Consider the following 16,421-nt stretch of genomic DNA (forward strand, 5'->3'; position numbering starts at 1 on the left):
TTTTCATATTCTTTTAAAATTGCTGATTGAAAATTTTTTGTCTTTTATATTTTTTGAAAGCCTATGAATTTTCCCAAAATAGATTATTACAAGGTAGATTACAGGTAATGCCATTATGAATGCTGGTACGTGATTTGAAAAAATTAATATTGTATTATGCACAGTACTGCTGTATAATATAAACGCCAAACTTAAAATTAAAATTATTGTATTTATGGTATATAAGATGATGATAGATATTTTTTTCACTTATATTATCACCTCCTTCTAAAAAATGAAGGTGCTTATACCTTAAAAGATAAAGATTAAGCACCTTTGCTTTTAATTTACCAAATAAATTGATTATATTTATCTGGCAAAATTTATATTAATATATTGAAGCTTTTGACTTATTGGTTAAAGTCAATCGCTTTAAACCCAAGATTATACGCTTCCTCGCCATGTTCTACTATATCAAGTCCTAATTCCTCTTCTTCTTTAGTCACTCTAAGCTCCATAAATATGCTTATTACTTTAAGTATGATGAATGACATCAATCCTGCAAAGATATACGTTGCAGCAACGCTTAAAAATTGAATCAACAATTGATTTGGATTGCCGTAAAATAAGCCATTTGCACCTGCAGGATTTATAGCCTTAGTTGCAAATAGTCCTGTCGCCAGTGCACCCCATGTACCTCCAACACCGTGTATTCCAAATGCGTCAAGCGAATCATCATATCCAAACTTATGCTTAATGTAATTGACAGATATAAAGCATATTATACCTGATATAACACCTATTACAATTGCTGAAACGGCTGTAACATATCCTGACGCTGGTGTAATTGCAACAAGTCCTGCTACAGCGCCACTTACAGCACCTAGTAGTGTCGGCTTACCGCTTACTTTCCATTCAGTTAATACCCATCCTATTGCTGCAGCAGCGGCAGCCGTATTTGTCACAACAAATGCATTAACTGCAATGCCATTTACAGATAAAGCACTTCCTGCATTAAATCCAAACCAACCAAACCACAAGAATGCTGCCCCCATCAAAACCATCGGCATGTGATGCGGTACCATCTTTGCATTCTTTCTCTTACCAAGAATTAAAGCTGCTACAAGACCTGATACGCCAGAACTTATGTGAACAACTGTACCGCCTGCAAAGTCCAATGCACCTAAGTTTTTAAGCCATCCGCCATTTCCCCATACCCAATGTGCAAGTGGATCATATACTAACGTTGTCCAAAGGAGTGTAAATACTATAAATGCTGAAAATTTCATTCTTTCAGCAAACGCACCAGTTATTAAAGCAGGTGTTATTATAGCAAACATCAATTGATATACCATAAACGCTAGAAGTGGTATCGTAGATGAATAAGTACTGTCGGGTTCAAGACCGATGTTATTAAGTCCAGCCCAATGTAAATTGCCTATCAAGTGGTATGTATCACCACTGAAAGATAATGAAAATCCAAATAATACCCATTGTACAGAAATAAGTGCAATAATAGTAAAACTTTGCATCATTATGCTTATCACGTTTTTCCCATTAACCATGCCACCGTAGAAAAGTGCAAGTCCCGGCGTCATAATCATGACTAAAGCTGCTGAAAATAATATAAACGCCGTATCTCCTGTATCAATCTTTCCTGTAGCAGCAAAAGCTATGTTTGGTACTGCCGTTATTAAAAAAATTGCTGGGACAAATATCTTTTTTTTCATATAGATTCCTCCTTTAAATAATAATAAAAGAAGACGCCCTAATACATAGGTAGCCCTATGAATTAGAGCGTCTTTGCTCTGCCGTTTTAAAGTAACAATATTTATTTAAATTATATTATACTATGATTTTTAGATATGTCAATATAAAATTTTTGTATTTAATCGGGCCTTATAAAAAGCAAATTCCAAAATATATCTTAAATGAATGGCATCGTGAACCTACTCCATCCTATAGAGGATGGAGCTTCCTACTTCATAGACCATTGCCTGCTGTTATTCGTATCAGGTCTTACACAATCTCCATAGGCGTAACTTCGGGAGGAACCTTCCCTACCAAAAATATTACTCTTAGGCTGTTATGCCAAATTGTCCTAATCCTTCATACAACACATTTATCGCTGCATTTACATCTCTGTCTATCTCTAATCCACACTCACATTTGTGTACTCTTACTGATAAGTCTTTTTCTACTATTCTTCCACATCCTGAGCATCTTTGCGATGTATATGCTGGATTTACTTTTATGAATATTTTTCCTTCTCTCTCCGCTTTATACTGTAGAATATTTGTCTAACATTCCCCATCCTGCATTTGCTATTGATTTTGCAAGTTTATGATTTTTCATCATATTTTTTACTTGCAAATCTTCAACGCATATAATGTCATTATGTTTTACTATGTTATAGCTTATTTTGTGGAGATAGTCTCTTCTCTGATTTGCTACTTTTTCATGAAGCTTCGCTAATCTTTTCTTTTGCTTTTCTCTGTTTTTGCTTCCTTTCTTTTTTCTTGATAATTGTCTCTGTGCTTTTTTTAGTTTCTTCTCTGATTTTTGTAGCCATCTAGGATTTGAGTATAATTCTCCATCTGATGTTGCAGCTATTGAGTTTATTCCTTTGTCTATTCCTATTGCTTTTTCTCTTATGACTGTTTTTTCTTTTTCTTCTTCTACTTCAATTGACAGGTTAATATACCACTTTCCTGCATGGTATTTTATGTTTATTGTTTTTACTTTTGTCGGATCAAAATTTCTGTGTGCTTTTATTTTTATATGCCCTATATTTTTTATGTACACATATCCTTCTTTTCCAAAGTTTCTTTTCGCTTCGCATTGTGGAAGTGTTATAGATGTGTAGTGGTATTTGTCTTTGAATTTAGGATATTTTGCTCTTTTGTCAAAGAAGTTTTTATATGCCCTATCTAATCTTCTCAACACATCCTGTAATATCTGCGATTGTACTAATTTGTATTCTGGATGTTCTTTTTTGTATTTTGGAAGCATGTTTTGCTGTTCTTCGTATGTAAGTCCTTTGCCATATTCTTTGTAATGTTTTATTCTTTGATCTAGTGAGTAATTGTATAATTTGCGGCACAAATATAATGTATAAAAGAGTTTTTCTTCTTGCTCTTTTGTTGGTTCTATGAGAAAATGCTGACATAACATCATTTTTTCTCGCCTTGGCTTTCTACGATAAAATTTTCTGCATCTATTATGACATATTATTCTATGGCAGACAATAGAAATTCATCTCCCACCTATAGAGGATGGGAGACTTCTTTCAAGCCTTCGTTAAAAAATCATAATGTGATTAATAACTGATCCAATTATTAGCACATATAGATCTTTATCTAGATCTCTTATTTTTGTACATTTTTCCTATTGCATCAGCGGAAAGTATAGCAGCATAAACATCTGCAGCAACAACTTTAAAGGGCATATTGTGAATAGTTTCATCAGGCGCACAGGAAGCTTCTGCAACTTTTTTAATCTTTTCATAATTTATTTCTTTAATTCCAATATCTTCTAACGTAACAGGGAGTCCAACACTCATGCAAAACTCTACTACTTCCTCAATCTCCTCTAAAGGACTATTTTCAAGCACCAACTGTACCAATGTTCCAAAAGCTACTTTTTCACCGTGATATAATTGGTGACACTCTTCAATAACAGTAAATCCATTGTGTATGGCATGAGCAGCAGCAAGTCCACCACTTTCAAAACCTATTCCACTTAAATATGTATTAGCTTCTACTATGTTTTCAACAGCTTTTGTGACAGTTTTATTTTCAACAGCAAGTTTTGCTTTTAATCCATCTTCAAGTAAAGTATCATAGCAAAGTTTGGCCAGTGCCATTGCAGCTTTTGTAGATTTTGCTCCAGCCATCGTAGATGCATTAGAACGTAGACATGCTCTTGCTTCAAAATAAGTAGCTAGAGCGTCACCCATTCCAGCAACAAGAAGTCTTGCAGGGGCACTAGCTATAATTTCAGTATCTACAAGCACTAAATCAGGATTTTTAGGAAGCAAAAGATACTTACTAAAGATTCCCTCACTTGTGTAAATTACAGATAATGCACTACAAGGGGCATCTGTTGAAGCTATAGTAGGAACTATAACTACCGGAATATTTTCGTAATAAGCAACTGCTTTTACAGTATCAAATATTTTTCCACCGCCAATGCCAACTATGACATCAGAGTTTGTTTTCTTAACAAAATTTCTAAGTCTTTCGATTTCTTCTTCAGAACATTCTCCGCCAAATGATTCAAAACAAAGCGAAATCTCTGTGTTGGAGAAGCTTTCTTCAATTATAGATTTTGTTCTGATAATACCATTACTACTAGCAATAACAAGAAAATTTTTCCCTAAAGATTTTGTATGTTCGCTAATTCTTCTAAGTTCTCCATTGCCTTGTACATATTTCGAAGGGCCTATTATAGCTTTTGTCATCGTTAACAACTCCTTCAATTTAAATATATTATATAAAATTTGTTAAATATATAACATATTATATACATAAAATTTGCATGAGTCAATATAATTAGGAAATTTAGTCTAATAAATTTAGGAAAAATTACAGTGCAGAATTTTTATTTTAGTCTTGCTTGCTTAAAAACTTTGTTATGATATGAAACCTAAATTTTACATGTCCAAAGAAGGCTTTGCACATACACATATCTTTCGCAATTTTAACTACACATCTAACATGCTTAACTTTAAAATAAATATGATAAATCTTAAGTTAGTCTTGATTTTATCAATAAAAAATTTAGGCATGCACCAAAACAATTCTAACACACTTATGTTGTCACAACACGTAAGATTTACCATTGCCATATATATTAAGAAATAATGTTTCATCATTTCTAAACTCTCTATCCTATTGGTAGAATAGATCATATTTTATCAATAAACATTTTCAGCTACTGAATTATATAAAACTGATACTCTTTCATTTAACTTGTCAAAATATAATAAACTTTAAATCAATTGATGGTTTCTTGTGAAGAAGCGGGTATATGACAAAAGCGCAACTGTAAAACATGCTATTGCTGTAGTAGATGTCATCATAAATGTAACCATCATCTGATATTTAACCGCATTTACAGGATCAACACCGCCAAGAATTAAACCTGTCATCATTCCTGGCAACTGCACAATTCCAAGTGTTTTCATACTATCTATCGTAGGCATCATTCCTGTTTTGATAGCTGTTTTTAGTATTTTCTGCGATGCTTGTCTTGAATTAGCACCTAGCGAAAGATATGTTTCGATCTCATGCCTTCTATTTTTCATCTCATCTTTAAGCCTTGACACTGTTAATCCAGATGAAACCATTGCATTTCCGATTATCATACCCGAGACTGGAATCACTTCCTGTGGTTTAAAGTGTATACTGCCAAATAATATGAGTGCAGTAAGTGTAATAGCAGCACCAAATGCAATAGATATTGTTATAAAATAAAACACATATGGTATTCCCTTTCCTCTTTTTGCCGCATTATTTCCTGCTACAATAATCATTACAATAACCATCGCAAGTGTAAATAATATATTATTGGCGCTAAAAATATAATGAAGAATATATCCAACAATCGTAAGCTGTACAACCGCTCTTACAGAGCCAATAATTACTTCTTTTTCAACGCCAAGTTTTTGATAATATGAAATAAAAATCGATACCAATACGAGACTTGATGACAATATAAGTGACAATACGCTCATTCAGTTTCCTCCTTTGTCAATTTCCCATCGATAAAAAGCTTTGTTACATCGTTTTTAGGATTCAAGAAAAAAGTTCTTGTTTCTCCGTATTCAACTAGTCGACCTTTGTTTATAAAAACAGTATAATCTCCAACACGTTTTGCCTGTTCCATATTATGCGTAATCCAAATAAATGTAAGATTTAATTTGTTTTTTAAATCCATTACAAGCTCCTCAATCACTTGTGTAGATGCTGGATCTAGTGCAGACGTCGGTTCATCTAGCAGTAAAACTTCAGGTTCATTTGCAAGTGTCCTTGCTATGGAAATTCTCTGTGCTTCACCACCAGATAAATCATCGACTTTTCTTGTTCTATAATTTTTATCAAGCCCAACTATACTTAAATAATATTCCACGTCAATACCTTTCTTTCCTTTAAGCATAGGTCCGTATTTAATATTGTCTTCAACCGTACCATCAAAAAGATATGGCTGCTGAAAAACCATTCCAATCTTTCGCCTAAGTTCGATTATGTCATAATCTTTTATATCCTTTCCGTCTATCAATATTTTGCCTTCAGTTGGGTCAATAAGTCTATTTATTAATTTTATCAAAGTAGACTTACCAGCACCTGACGGCCCTATGATGGTGTATATATAACCCGTAGGAATTTCAATTGTTATGTCTTTCAATATTACCTCGTCAGAATCACTATAGCCTACATCTATAAACTTTATCTCTCTCATTTTGTGCACCTCACAAAAAATCATAACACATCATTTATTTTACATGTTCCCTATCTTTTATGTATACTAAATACTGTAAAAAAAATCTGCATCTCAATCTAGTTAATCATGAATATAGACCAAAATCGGCACAAACAAAGTATATAAATCAAATCAAGTTTTCTCATCTATAGTTAATTAATCTTATGATGGCACTGTAAACGAGAATAAATCCAATTATAATTGGTATTGCAAATGAAATAATATTTAATACATTAGCACTATCAATTATCGCAATTATTGAAGATATTAATATTATCAATCCAATAGACAATTGTATAACCGGATTTTTACCAATTCCTTTTATTGGCTTTGAAACGCGTCCTGTTCCTATATAATAGCCTGGATTATATTGATTCTCTTCCCACTCATCTAAGTCTTTTAATTTCTCATTCAACATATTTTTCTTACTTTTATTTAATTTATTACTTTTTTTCATAAATAGCGCTCCATCCAACAAATATATTTTTTATTTTTAAAAATACCTTTGATTTATAATATCACAATAAAAAGATAAATTTCAACCATATTTTGCCGTCAAATAATCATTTCTTCTAAATAATATGCTTAAATAAAGGAATAAACAAAGAGATGTCGAATTAATATATTTAGATATAAGACACTATAATTTTTTAAAACTATTTACGGAGGTATTCATATGTACGATGTTGTAGCTTTGGGCGAATTGTTAATAGATTTTACGCCTGCTGGTAAATCAGAAAATGGAAATACACTCTTTGAAATGAATCCTGGCGGAGCACCTTCAAATGTACTAACTGCTGTAACGAAGTTAGGCGGTAAATGTGCTTTTATAGGAAAAGTTGGAGACGACCAATTTGGACATTTTTTAAAGCAAGTTCTTGAAAATAATAATATCGCTACTACAGGCTTAAAAAACACTTGTCTGGCAAATACAACACTGGCTTTTGTCCATTTAGACAAATCTGGTGACAGAAGTTTTACATTCTATCGAAATCCAGGTGCCGATATGATGCTGAATAATGATGACATTAACCTAGATTTAATAGACAGTAGCAAAATATTTCATTTTGGATCTCTATCTCTTACAGATGAACCTTCAAGAAGTGCGACCATAACTGCTTTAAAATATGCCAAGCAAAACAAAAAAATAATATCTTACGATCCAATTGGAGGCCACCACTGTGGAAAGATGAAACAATAGCCAAAAAAGAAATCTTTTTCCCATTAAAGTATGTAGATATAGCAAAGCTGTCTTTAGAAGAATTGCATTTCTTAACTGGTGAATCGAATATTCAAATAGCTAGCGATATATTATACAATATGGGAATCAAGCTTGTATTGGTGACATTAGGTCAAGACGGTTGCTATTACAAACATTCATCAGGTTCTGGGCACATACCTGCATATCGTGTCGATGTGGTAGACACAACAGGAGCAGGCGATGCATTTTTAGGTGCTGTTTTATACAACATATCAAAAATTGATTTTCCGATAGAAAAAATATCATCTAAAAAAATTGCACAAATCGTCAAATTTGCGAATGTTGTAGGTGGCCTATGCACAACAAAAAGGGGTGCAATCCCATCAATACCGACATATGATGAAGTAGAAAATTTTTTAAGGAAAATGAGTGAAATGTAATTAGCAATCAAAGCGGTAGAAAATGCCTGCTTAAATGTTAAACAAAAGATATTATTCTACATAGTAATTGGGAGTGCAGTACATAAGCACTAAATTCGAGGATTATGTGGCTTCTAAGGGTATTGTTCATTCCTTTTGCAGGAAAGACAATCCCTATGACAATGCTTGTATCGAATCCTTTCATTCTGTATTAAAAAAGGAATCTATACTAATTTTAAAATATAGACCTTTATATAATTCAAGTCAATAACTGCAGAAATTTATAAGCAGTTATTGACCTTCTATACAAATAAATTTACTCACTAAATGATATTAAAATTCTATCATCATGCTGTCGTTTTTGGCTGATTCTATTATTTTGTCTATTATCAACTGACTTTTATAGGCCTCTTCAAAAGTAGGCGTTTCTTTATGTACTATTTTCCCCTCTACAATGTTCAAAAAGAAATTCATAAGGCTAGCCATATGCATATCTACCATAAATCCTAATGAATATTTCGGATCTGGATATATTGTATCAACATATTTTGAGAATGTGCTCTTCTCTTTATAATTGCCGACAATATACTGATTATCCTGTTTTTTGTAAACAAAAGCATATCTAGGTTGCTTTGTAGATATGGTTATAGAACCTTTTGTACCGTATATCTCAAATCGCGTCTCTTCTTCTATATCCGCTGATATCCTAGATGTCTCCACTGTCCCCCATGCACCATTCTGCATCTTAAAATATGCTTCTGTCCAGTCATCTACATCTACTTCTTCGTATGAATCAAATCCATTTGATGTGGGTCTTTTCTTAAAATATGTCTCTGATCTTGCTTGCAATATCTTTACTTCTCCAAGCATAAACCTTATTGCATCCACAAGGTGTATTCCCAAGTCAATTACTGCTCCTCCACCAGATGTATCAAATCGCATTTTCCACGACATAGGTCTTTTAGGATCTAGATATCCCGAATGTAGCATTAAAGCTTTAAAATTTAGCACATCCCCTATCTCGCCATTGTTTATTATGTCCCTCGCCTGATTTATTGCTGGCATAAATCTATACATGAGGGCCGCTTGGTTTATGACATTTTTTTCTCTTGCCATGCTCATCAATTCAAAAGCTTCATCACCATTTAATCCGATAGGCTTTTCAAGATAAATGTTTAAACCTTTTTTCATAACCTCAACTGCCTGTTTCTTATGCAGATAGTTTGGAGTACATATATCGACAGCAGTAAGATCATTATCTTGCAAAAGTTCGTCTATTGTTTTTACACCACCTTCAAAAAAATACGGCAGGTCATCTATGTTATTCTTGCAAACTTGTCCAAATTTTACTGTAAATGGTAATCTTTTAAAGATTAGAGGGATTGCAAAACAAGCTGTAGCATGAATCGTCCCTATGTATCCAAGCCCTATGAAACCTAATTTTATTTCTTTTGCCATATTAATACCATCCTTAACTTTTATAATTTCAACCAACTTATTTTTAATACAATTCTTAATTAACTTGTACTTGCTTAATTTTAGCTAATATACAATCATAACCACACATCTAGCGTGTAGTTATGATTGTATAATTTATAACTATTTAAGTATCCCTAAAGCATAGCCTAAAATTCCTATTGCAAAAAATCCAAATATAATCCATATGGCATTGACTTTCTTTTTTAATAGTGACATTGTCGCAAACGTTAGCAACAATGGTAAAAGTCCTGGTAATAATTGATCTAATATGTCTTGTACAGTTGTTGTAACAGTCTTTCCGTTAGTAACTACTTTTGAAACCACCACAGGTACATTTATCGTGGTCCATTTTGAAACTAATGCACCCATTACAAATAATCCAAGTATTGCTGCGCCTTCTGTTAATTTCTGTAATCTATTGCCACGCATATCTGCTATTATATTAGCCCCTTGCTTATATCCATACATTATACCATACCATCTTACTGCAAGTCTAACAGCATTAAATAAGACAAAGAAAAGTATAGGTCCAAGTATATTACCTGTCATAGCTATAGTAGCACCTAGTGCTGCAAATACAGGTCTTATTGTTCCCCAAAATATAGGATCACCTACACCAGCTAATGGACCCATAAGACCAACTTTTAAACCATTTATCGTAGAATCTTCTATTGGTGCACCATTAGCTTTTTCTTCTTCCATTGCGGCTGTTACACCTAATATAGGTGCAGTAACATATGGATGTGTATTAAAAAATTCAAGATGCCTTTTAATTGCTTGTTTTCTTTCTTCCCCACTATAAAGTCTTCTTATGATAGGTACCATCTCAAAACAAAATCCTAATGCTTGCATTCTCTCAAAGTTCCAGGAGCCTTGATGAAAATTAGAACGTATAAACATACTTATTAGGTCTTTTTTAGTTAATTTTTTTTTGGCTTCTTCCATAATGACAATCATTCCTTTCTAATTTCTTTTTATAGTTCATCTAAATCATCACTTGCAATTTGTTGATATTTTGGATTTAATTGTACATATACAATTGCTGCTACTAGACCAATTATTCCCAATGCTACCAAGTTAAAGCTTGTAAATGCTGCTATAACAAAACCTAAGAAAAAGAATGGCATCAGATATCTAGCTTCCATCATATTTATAACCATTGCATAACCTACTACAACGATAAATCCTCCTGCAATCTGTAATCCCCTCGTTACTACTTCTGGTATAGAATTTAACATTGCATTAACTCCACTGGTACCAGCAACCGAAGCTACTAATGCTACAGGTATTGCCACGCGAGCCGCCTGTATCAATAAACTAATAAGATGGTTTCTGTCTATTCCACTTAGATCTCCTTTTTCTGCATATATGTCAGCCCTATGTTGAAAAAATACAGTTATTGTTCTTGCTAATATTGTTAAAACTTGTCCAGCCGCCGCAATTGGAACTGCTATCGCAATACCAGCTCCAATTGATTGATGTCCTGCAATTACTAAGATAGTTGAGATAGCACTTGCAAGCGCTGCATCAGGAGCCATTGCAGCACCTATATTCATCCATCCAAGCGCAATCATTTCAAGTGTACCTCCAAGAATGATTCCCGTTTTAACATCACCCAAGATAATACCTATAAGTGTTGATGCAACAAGTGGGCGATGAGTCTGAAATTCATCAAGTACACTACCAATTCCAGCAATTGCAGCAACCAAAATCACCAGTATTAATTGTATCGTACTCATCTATTTTCCTCCTCCAATATTTATATTTTTGACATTAAGTCAATTTTGGGATCTGATGAAACTTTTCTTATTTCAAGTTCTATCCCCATTTCATGTAACTTTTTAAAAGCCTCAATATCTTTTTCATCAACAGATACCGCATTAGTAATCATTTTCTTGCCATCCTTAAATGACATACCTCCTATGTTTACAGATTTTATATCTACACCCCCTTCTACCATTTTTAATACATCTGTCGGATTTGTAAACAAAAGGAGAGCTTTAAAGCTATTGTATTTAGGATTTTTATATACTTCAATAGCTTTCTCAATCGTTAAAACATTTGCTTTAACTCCAGGTGGTGCAACTTGAATTAATAGTGTTTTCCTTAACTGGTCATTTGCAACTTCATCATTACAAACTATAATTCTATTACATTTTGTTTCCTTAGCCCATAATGTTGCTACTTGCCCATGTATTAATCTATCATCTATTCTTGCTAGAACTATTTCCATCATAATTCCTCCTCACAATAATTTTTACTTTCTTTAAAATTTCTAATTCCAAGCTTTGAAGCTTCTTTCAGGTGTTCCACCAAGTCATCTAAAGTCTCTGACGATCTCCTAGCATATGCCTCAATCAACATAGGTAAATTAACTCCTGTAATTACATCCATCTTTTCGTTTTCATTTGCTAAAACAATAGCAGCATTATATGGACTTCCTCCAAACAAGTCAACTAAAAACAATGCACCATCTGTTGTATTCAATTCTTTTAATACTTTTTTATATTTAGATATCAAATTTTCAATACTTTCACCTGCCTCAAAAGTTATGCTTGCAACATTCGTTTGTTTGCCATAAATAAGCTCTGATGATTTAATTAATTCTTCTGAAAATTTCCCATGTGTTCCGATTATTAGTGCTATCAATATATATACCCTCCTGTATTTATATTTTCGTATATTTTTAATTGCAAAAATCATGCCAAAAAAGTGTATTAAAAAAGTTCCACCTTATAAGCCGTGATTTATAAGGTAGAACTTTTACTTTAAATAAAATCATCAAATATATCGATACACTGTTTGATTTTTTGATACACTTTTTTGATACATTATATTAATACTGTTGCTCACACAACATTTCAGCAATTAAATAAATTTCATCATCTATTAAATTTATATTCAGTGCGTCTGAGAATATTTTACTGCAATTTCTAACTTTTTCTATTATATCCTTATTTAAATTTAATACACTATCTTTATATTTAATACTATCATTTATAATTGTTCGTTCTAAAGCACAGCCAGTATGAATAATTAGTTTTATCTTCATCGTATTGCTAAATTGTTTATTTAACTCTATTTCCAATCTATTACAAAATCTTATTAACAAATTTATAATCTTGTCTGGATTTAAAAATGTTAAAAATTGATTTAAACTATCCCTGCAAAGATTTCTAACTGCTATGTCTTGATCTTTCTTTACAATTTTGATGCTATGATTAGATACAATTTTTCTTAATAATTCTTCACCATCATCTTCAATTAGTCTTTCTAAAGATATAAATGGTACTGGCAGATTTGGATCTTTCATTCCTATGGAAGCAATTATATTATATTTATCTTTAATCTCTGATAAATCATTTTTCATATTTTTAATACCAACAGGAATAATATTAATTTTTTCGTCGGTTATATTAGTAACTATATCATTTACAAGTTCTTTTAATTTAATAGCTGTTCCTTGACCACTAGAACAAATCGTTATTATAGCTTTTTCCTTATTGCTATTGTTTTTAACTTCTGTTGCATATCCTCTAAAATCTTTTAGAGATTCGTAAATACTATCTAAATCTAAATCGTATGCGTATGACTTTCTTATTGCCTCAATTAATGTAGGTGTTGATACCATATCTAAAATTTTTACTTTTATGCCTGTTTGTTCAGTTATAACTGTATCAAAATTGCAAAGAGAACCCATATCAACAAGCAACAAAACTCCCTTGCCAGAATTTATTTTTTTTACTTTTTCAATAATAGTTTTTAATATTTCATTCGGACTAATATTAAGTGGCATATCAACTGCTTCTACCTTTTTTTCTCCCATTAGATCCCCCAACAAACTTGTTGCAACATTTACCATACTGCTAGCTGTACTATCCCCATGAGCAGCAACTATTATTCCAACATGTGCATCTTTCTCTTCTTCGATATTAACCAATAAAATGGTAATATACCCAACTTCTGCATCAGGAACAATTATATTGTACTTTTTCTCGATTAAACTTTTTATCTCAAAGGCAGTCTCAATTTCTTCCTGTTTATACTTAAGAAAATCTTTTACATCAAATGACTGTATAACCATATTATTTTTTATTCTTTTAAACAAAGCACTTAAATGAAGACCTAATGCGTATATAAATCTATCACTGTATTTTCTCTTTAATTTATTTTCAGCAAATTTTTTTATTTCACTAGCAAAATCCAAAATATTTTCATCAACCACCGATAACAATTTTTCTTTTTTATTTTTAGTATCCTCAAATTTTTTATAAAATCCCTTTAAATGAATTTTTATGTCAGTAGCAATAAATTCTTTTATGCTTTGTTCATCCATACCTTCACTTTTTAAAATACTTATCTTATCTTCAATAATTTTATATAAATTAAATGGTGGTTCTGATAAATCCTGATTTAAACTAATTAATATACGGTCATCATTTGGTGTGACAATCAATTTTCCGTTTACCAAATCACTTATTTCTTCTATATCTTTTCTTTTATTTCTAAAGTTTAGAAGACCTTCTTTAATACTAGACGGAAGCATTTTAAAGTCAATGTCTATGCTCTCTTTATTCATAAAATTTAAAAATCCTCTTGCACATATAAGCTGTATATTTGATTTAAGCTGTCCTATATTACCATAAGTTACACTGCCGATAAGTGCTTTTACAACATCTTCAGTAATACTTATTTTTTTATTCACCCTGCGGGCTTCTTTAGAAAGAAGATATCTAACCATTTCAACTTTATCACTACATGGCCTATCTTCAAAAGATGGTATATTAATTATAATTGGAATTCTCCTCATAAATGTTTTAAGTAAATGTGAATTTATATCTTCATTTGTAGCACCTATTATTAATACATTTGCCTTTCTTTTTCTTTCCGTCTCTCCCAACTTATTATATGTTCCTGTATCCATAAAATAAAATATCATTTCTTGCCCTTCTGGTGGCAATCTATGTATTTCATCAAGAAATAAAATTCCTCCATTTGCTTTTTCTACAAGCCCATCTTTGTCAGTATCTGCTCCAGTAAAGGCTCCTTTGACATGTCCAAATATCTGAGATATAAGTAGCTGTGAATTATTATAATAATCAGCACAATTAAATGCTACAAATGGTGCATTATCATCAAATCTCTTAATTTTTTTACCGTATTCAAACATAATATTTGCAAATAATGTTTTTCCTACGCCTGTCTGACCTATAATTAAAGAATGAAGTCCATTAGGTGGGTATAAAATAGCAGCCTTTGCTTGTTCTATTTGGTTTTTTAAACTGGTTTCACTGCCAATTAGACAATCAAATGGCGACATCTCAATCTTTTGTTCTTTTTCTTCTTTTATAAGCTGCTTAATGTCATCTACTTCAATTATTTCTTCGGATATCTTATCTTTTAATATTTTCTCTATCATGTCTCTATGGATATAAAGAACAGGTCTTTTTTTTATTTTTATAACCTTGTTCCTTCTAACAAGTTCATTTAATTCTTTACTAACATTTGTTCGAACTAAATGTAAATTTCGGGCTATTTCATCTGTACTCAAACCCTGTCGGTCTCTTAATTCATCAATTGTCCATTTCATTTCTTTTAAATATTTTTCTATTTTATCAATTCTTTTCATGATATCACCTTAATAGAAATTATAAATTCTAATAAAGCTAAACATATAGCACATCACATCATTTATTTTATATTTTTAATAGCAAACTTACAATAACTAATTTTTAGTTAATTTTATGCAATATCTAGATTTATAACTTGCATATTTTGATGATTAAGTTGTTTAAATTATATTAATTATTGGTATCATGAAATATCAAAAATGTTTTACCTCATAAAAATAAGGGAAAAAGAATTTTTGTATTTGTTAAAATTTTTCACTACAAATCAAGTGAAAGACACTAGCTAACCGCCGTATTCTCGCACCACCTTATGTACCTTACAATATACAACAGTTCAGCAATTAAATAAGCGAAGTTTCCTTTTTGCACTTGGCAAAAGTTATCAAAACTTCAGCAGCTATTTTATATATTTCTTTAATTCTTCTATATTTTTCGGTATATTATTTCCATCTATGATTCCCTTTTCTTTTAAAATTTCATATATTTCCAGAAGCATAGGCTTTCTCAAATCACTCCAACCAAGTTCTTTTACATTAGTAAAAATAACTTCAGGTTCGCCTTTTGCAACAACTTTTCCATTCTTCATGACATATATATAGTCAGCCCATGAATAAGCAAAATCCACATCATGAGTTGATAAAATGATCGTCTTCCCCTCTTCAATCAATCTATCAAACACACTCATAATCTCCTGTACATGATTAGGGTCTAAATAAACCGTTGGCTCATCCAGTATTATAACTTCAGGTTCCATAACTAAGATATCAGCTATTGAGACACTTTTTTTCTGCCCATAGCTTAAAAAATGGGTAGGCTTGTCTTTCACATCAATAATTTTCATTTGTTTCATGACTTTTTCCACTTTTTCTTTTACTACATTTTCTGGAACATCTAAATTCATGGGACCGAAAGAAATCTCTTGGTACACACTGGCAGAAAAAAGCTGTATATCAGGATTTTGAAAAACAATACCCACATTCTTCCTGAGTTTTGTAAGTTCAGAACGATTGTATTTTATTTCTTCCTTGTTATACAATATTTTCCCTGATTTAGGTTTTAAAATTCCATTGAAGTGCAAAAACAATGTCGTTTTACCTGCACCGTTTGGTCCCAAAACTGCTATCTTTTTACCCTTCTCTATCAACATATTTACACCATCTAGAGCTTTTGTACCATCGCTGTATTCAAAAGTAACTTCTATCGCTTCTAATATAAATTGTTTTTTCATAG

The 16,421-nt window shown here is 31.8% G+C and carries 15 protein-coding genes and 1 pseudogene; 1 reads left to right on the top strand and 15 read right to left on the bottom strand.

The features are described from left to right. Positions 1-3 precede the first annotated feature (3 nt). From TTHE_RS09025 to TTHE_RS09055, 8 genes are all read right to left on the bottom strand, one after another. Positions 4-249: a hypothetical protein gene (locus TTHE_RS09025; protein WP_013298280.1), complete on the bottom strand. Its 246-nt coding sequence runs from the start codon at positions 247-249 to the stop codon at positions 4-6. Between the two features lie 140 nt (positions 250-389). Next, complete coding sequence (locus TTHE_RS09030) at positions 390-1,709, bottom strand: ammonium transporter (RefSeq protein ID WP_013298281.1); 1,320 nt, start codon at positions 1,707-1,709, stop codon at positions 390-392. A gap of 348 nt (positions 1,710-2,057) precedes the next feature. Beyond that, on the bottom strand, positions 2,058-2,273 hold the full coding sequence (locus tag TTHE_RS15155) for a zinc ribbon domain-containing protein (RefSeq protein ID WP_340371411.1): 216 nt from the start codon (positions 2,271-2,273) through the stop codon (positions 2,058-2,060). After that, complete coding sequence (locus tag TTHE_RS09035; RefSeq protein ID WP_231292638.1) at positions 2,260-3,156, bottom strand: RNA-guided endonuclease InsQ/TnpB family protein; 897 nt, start codon at positions 3,154-3,156, stop codon at positions 2,260-2,262. Before TTHE_RS09035 ends, TTHE_RS15155 begins: the two co-directional genes overlap by 14 nt. Before the next feature lie 178 nt (positions 3,157-3,334). Continuing rightward, complete coding sequence (locus TTHE_RS09040) at positions 3,335-4,441, bottom strand: glycerol dehydrogenase (RefSeq protein WP_013298282.1); 1,107 nt, start codon at positions 4,439-4,441, stop codon at positions 3,335-3,337. 531 nt (positions 4,442-4,972) lie between these two features. Further along, on the bottom strand, positions 4,973-5,716 hold the full coding sequence (locus TTHE_RS09045) for an ABC transporter permease (protein WP_013298284.1): 744 nt from the start codon (positions 5,714-5,716) through the stop codon (positions 4,973-4,975). Next, positions 5,713-6,441, bottom strand: a complete 729-nt coding sequence (locus TTHE_RS09050) for an ABC transporter ATP-binding protein (protein ID WP_013298285.1) — start codon at positions 6,439-6,441, stop codon at positions 5,713-5,715. Before TTHE_RS09050 ends, TTHE_RS09045 begins: the two co-directional genes overlap by 4 nt. A gap of 163 nt (positions 6,442-6,604) precedes the next feature. Next, on the bottom strand, positions 6,605-6,919 hold the full coding sequence (locus TTHE_RS09055) for a hypothetical protein (protein WP_013298286.1): 315 nt from the start codon (positions 6,917-6,919) through the stop codon (positions 6,605-6,607). A gap of 219 nt (positions 6,920-7,138) precedes the next feature. Here TTHE_RS09055 and TTHE_RS09060 point away from each other — a divergent pair. Then, positions 7,139-8,103: pseudogene (locus TTHE_RS09060) on the top strand (carbohydrate kinase family protein). A 312-nt stretch (positions 8,104-8,415) separates the two neighbouring features. On the opposite strand, the gene TTHE_RS09065 reads toward TTHE_RS09060, so the two are convergent. The 7 genes from TTHE_RS09065 to TTHE_RS09095 all read right to left on the bottom strand — a co-directional run bounded on the left by TTHE_RS09065 (position 8,416) and on the right by TTHE_RS09095 (position 16,419). After that, complete coding sequence (locus TTHE_RS09065) at positions 8,416-9,540, bottom strand: Gfo/Idh/MocA family protein (protein WP_013298287.1); 1,125 nt, start codon at positions 9,538-9,540, stop codon at positions 8,416-8,418. Positions 9,541-9,681: 141 nt separating this feature from the next. After that, a complete protein-coding gene (gene manZ / locus TTHE_RS09070; RefSeq protein WP_340371401.1) occupies positions 9,682-10,518 on the bottom strand; it encodes a PTS mannose transporter subunit IID in 837 nt (278 codons plus the stop codon). Positions 10,519-10,535: 17 nt separating this feature from the next. Beyond that, positions 10,536-11,300 (bottom strand): PTS mannose/fructose/sorbose transporter subunit IIC, encoded by a 765-nt coding sequence (locus tag TTHE_RS09075; protein WP_013298289.1) that lies wholly within the window; start codon positions 11,298-11,300, stop codon positions 10,536-10,538. Positions 11,301-11,320: 20 nt separating this feature from the next. Next, entirely contained in the window at positions 11,321-11,794 is a 474-nt protein-coding gene (locus TTHE_RS09080; protein WP_013298290.1) for a mannose/fructose/sorbose PTS transporter subunit IIB, read from the bottom strand. After that, on the bottom strand, positions 11,794-12,210 hold the full coding sequence (locus TTHE_RS09085; RefSeq protein ID WP_013298291.1) for a PTS sugar transporter subunit IIA: 417 nt from the start codon (positions 12,208-12,210) through the stop codon (positions 11,794-11,796). The genes TTHE_RS09080 and TTHE_RS09085 overlap by 1 nt, the downstream gene beginning before the upstream one ends. A gap of 187 nt (positions 12,211-12,397) precedes the next feature. Beyond that, positions 12,398-15,190 carry a sigma-54-dependent transcriptional regulator gene (locus TTHE_RS09090; RefSeq protein ID WP_013298292.1) on the bottom strand — a complete coding sequence of 931 codons (2,793 nt, stop codon included), beginning with the start codon at positions 15,188-15,190 and terminating at the stop codon, positions 12,398-12,400. A gap of 398 nt (positions 15,191-15,588) precedes the next feature. After that, positions 15,589-16,419 (bottom strand): energy-coupling factor ABC transporter ATP-binding protein, encoded by an 831-nt coding sequence (locus TTHE_RS09095; protein ID WP_013298293.1) that lies wholly within the window; start codon positions 16,417-16,419, stop codon positions 15,589-15,591. Positions 16,420-16,421: the final 2 nt, after the last annotated feature.

Origin of the sequence: Thermoanaerobacterium thermosaccharolyticum DSM 571 (assembly GCF_000145615.1) — a bacterium.
Lineage (GTDB): Bacteria > Bacillota > Thermoanaerobacteria > Thermoanaerobacterales > Thermoanaerobacteraceae > Thermoanaerobacterium > Thermoanaerobacterium thermosaccharolyticum.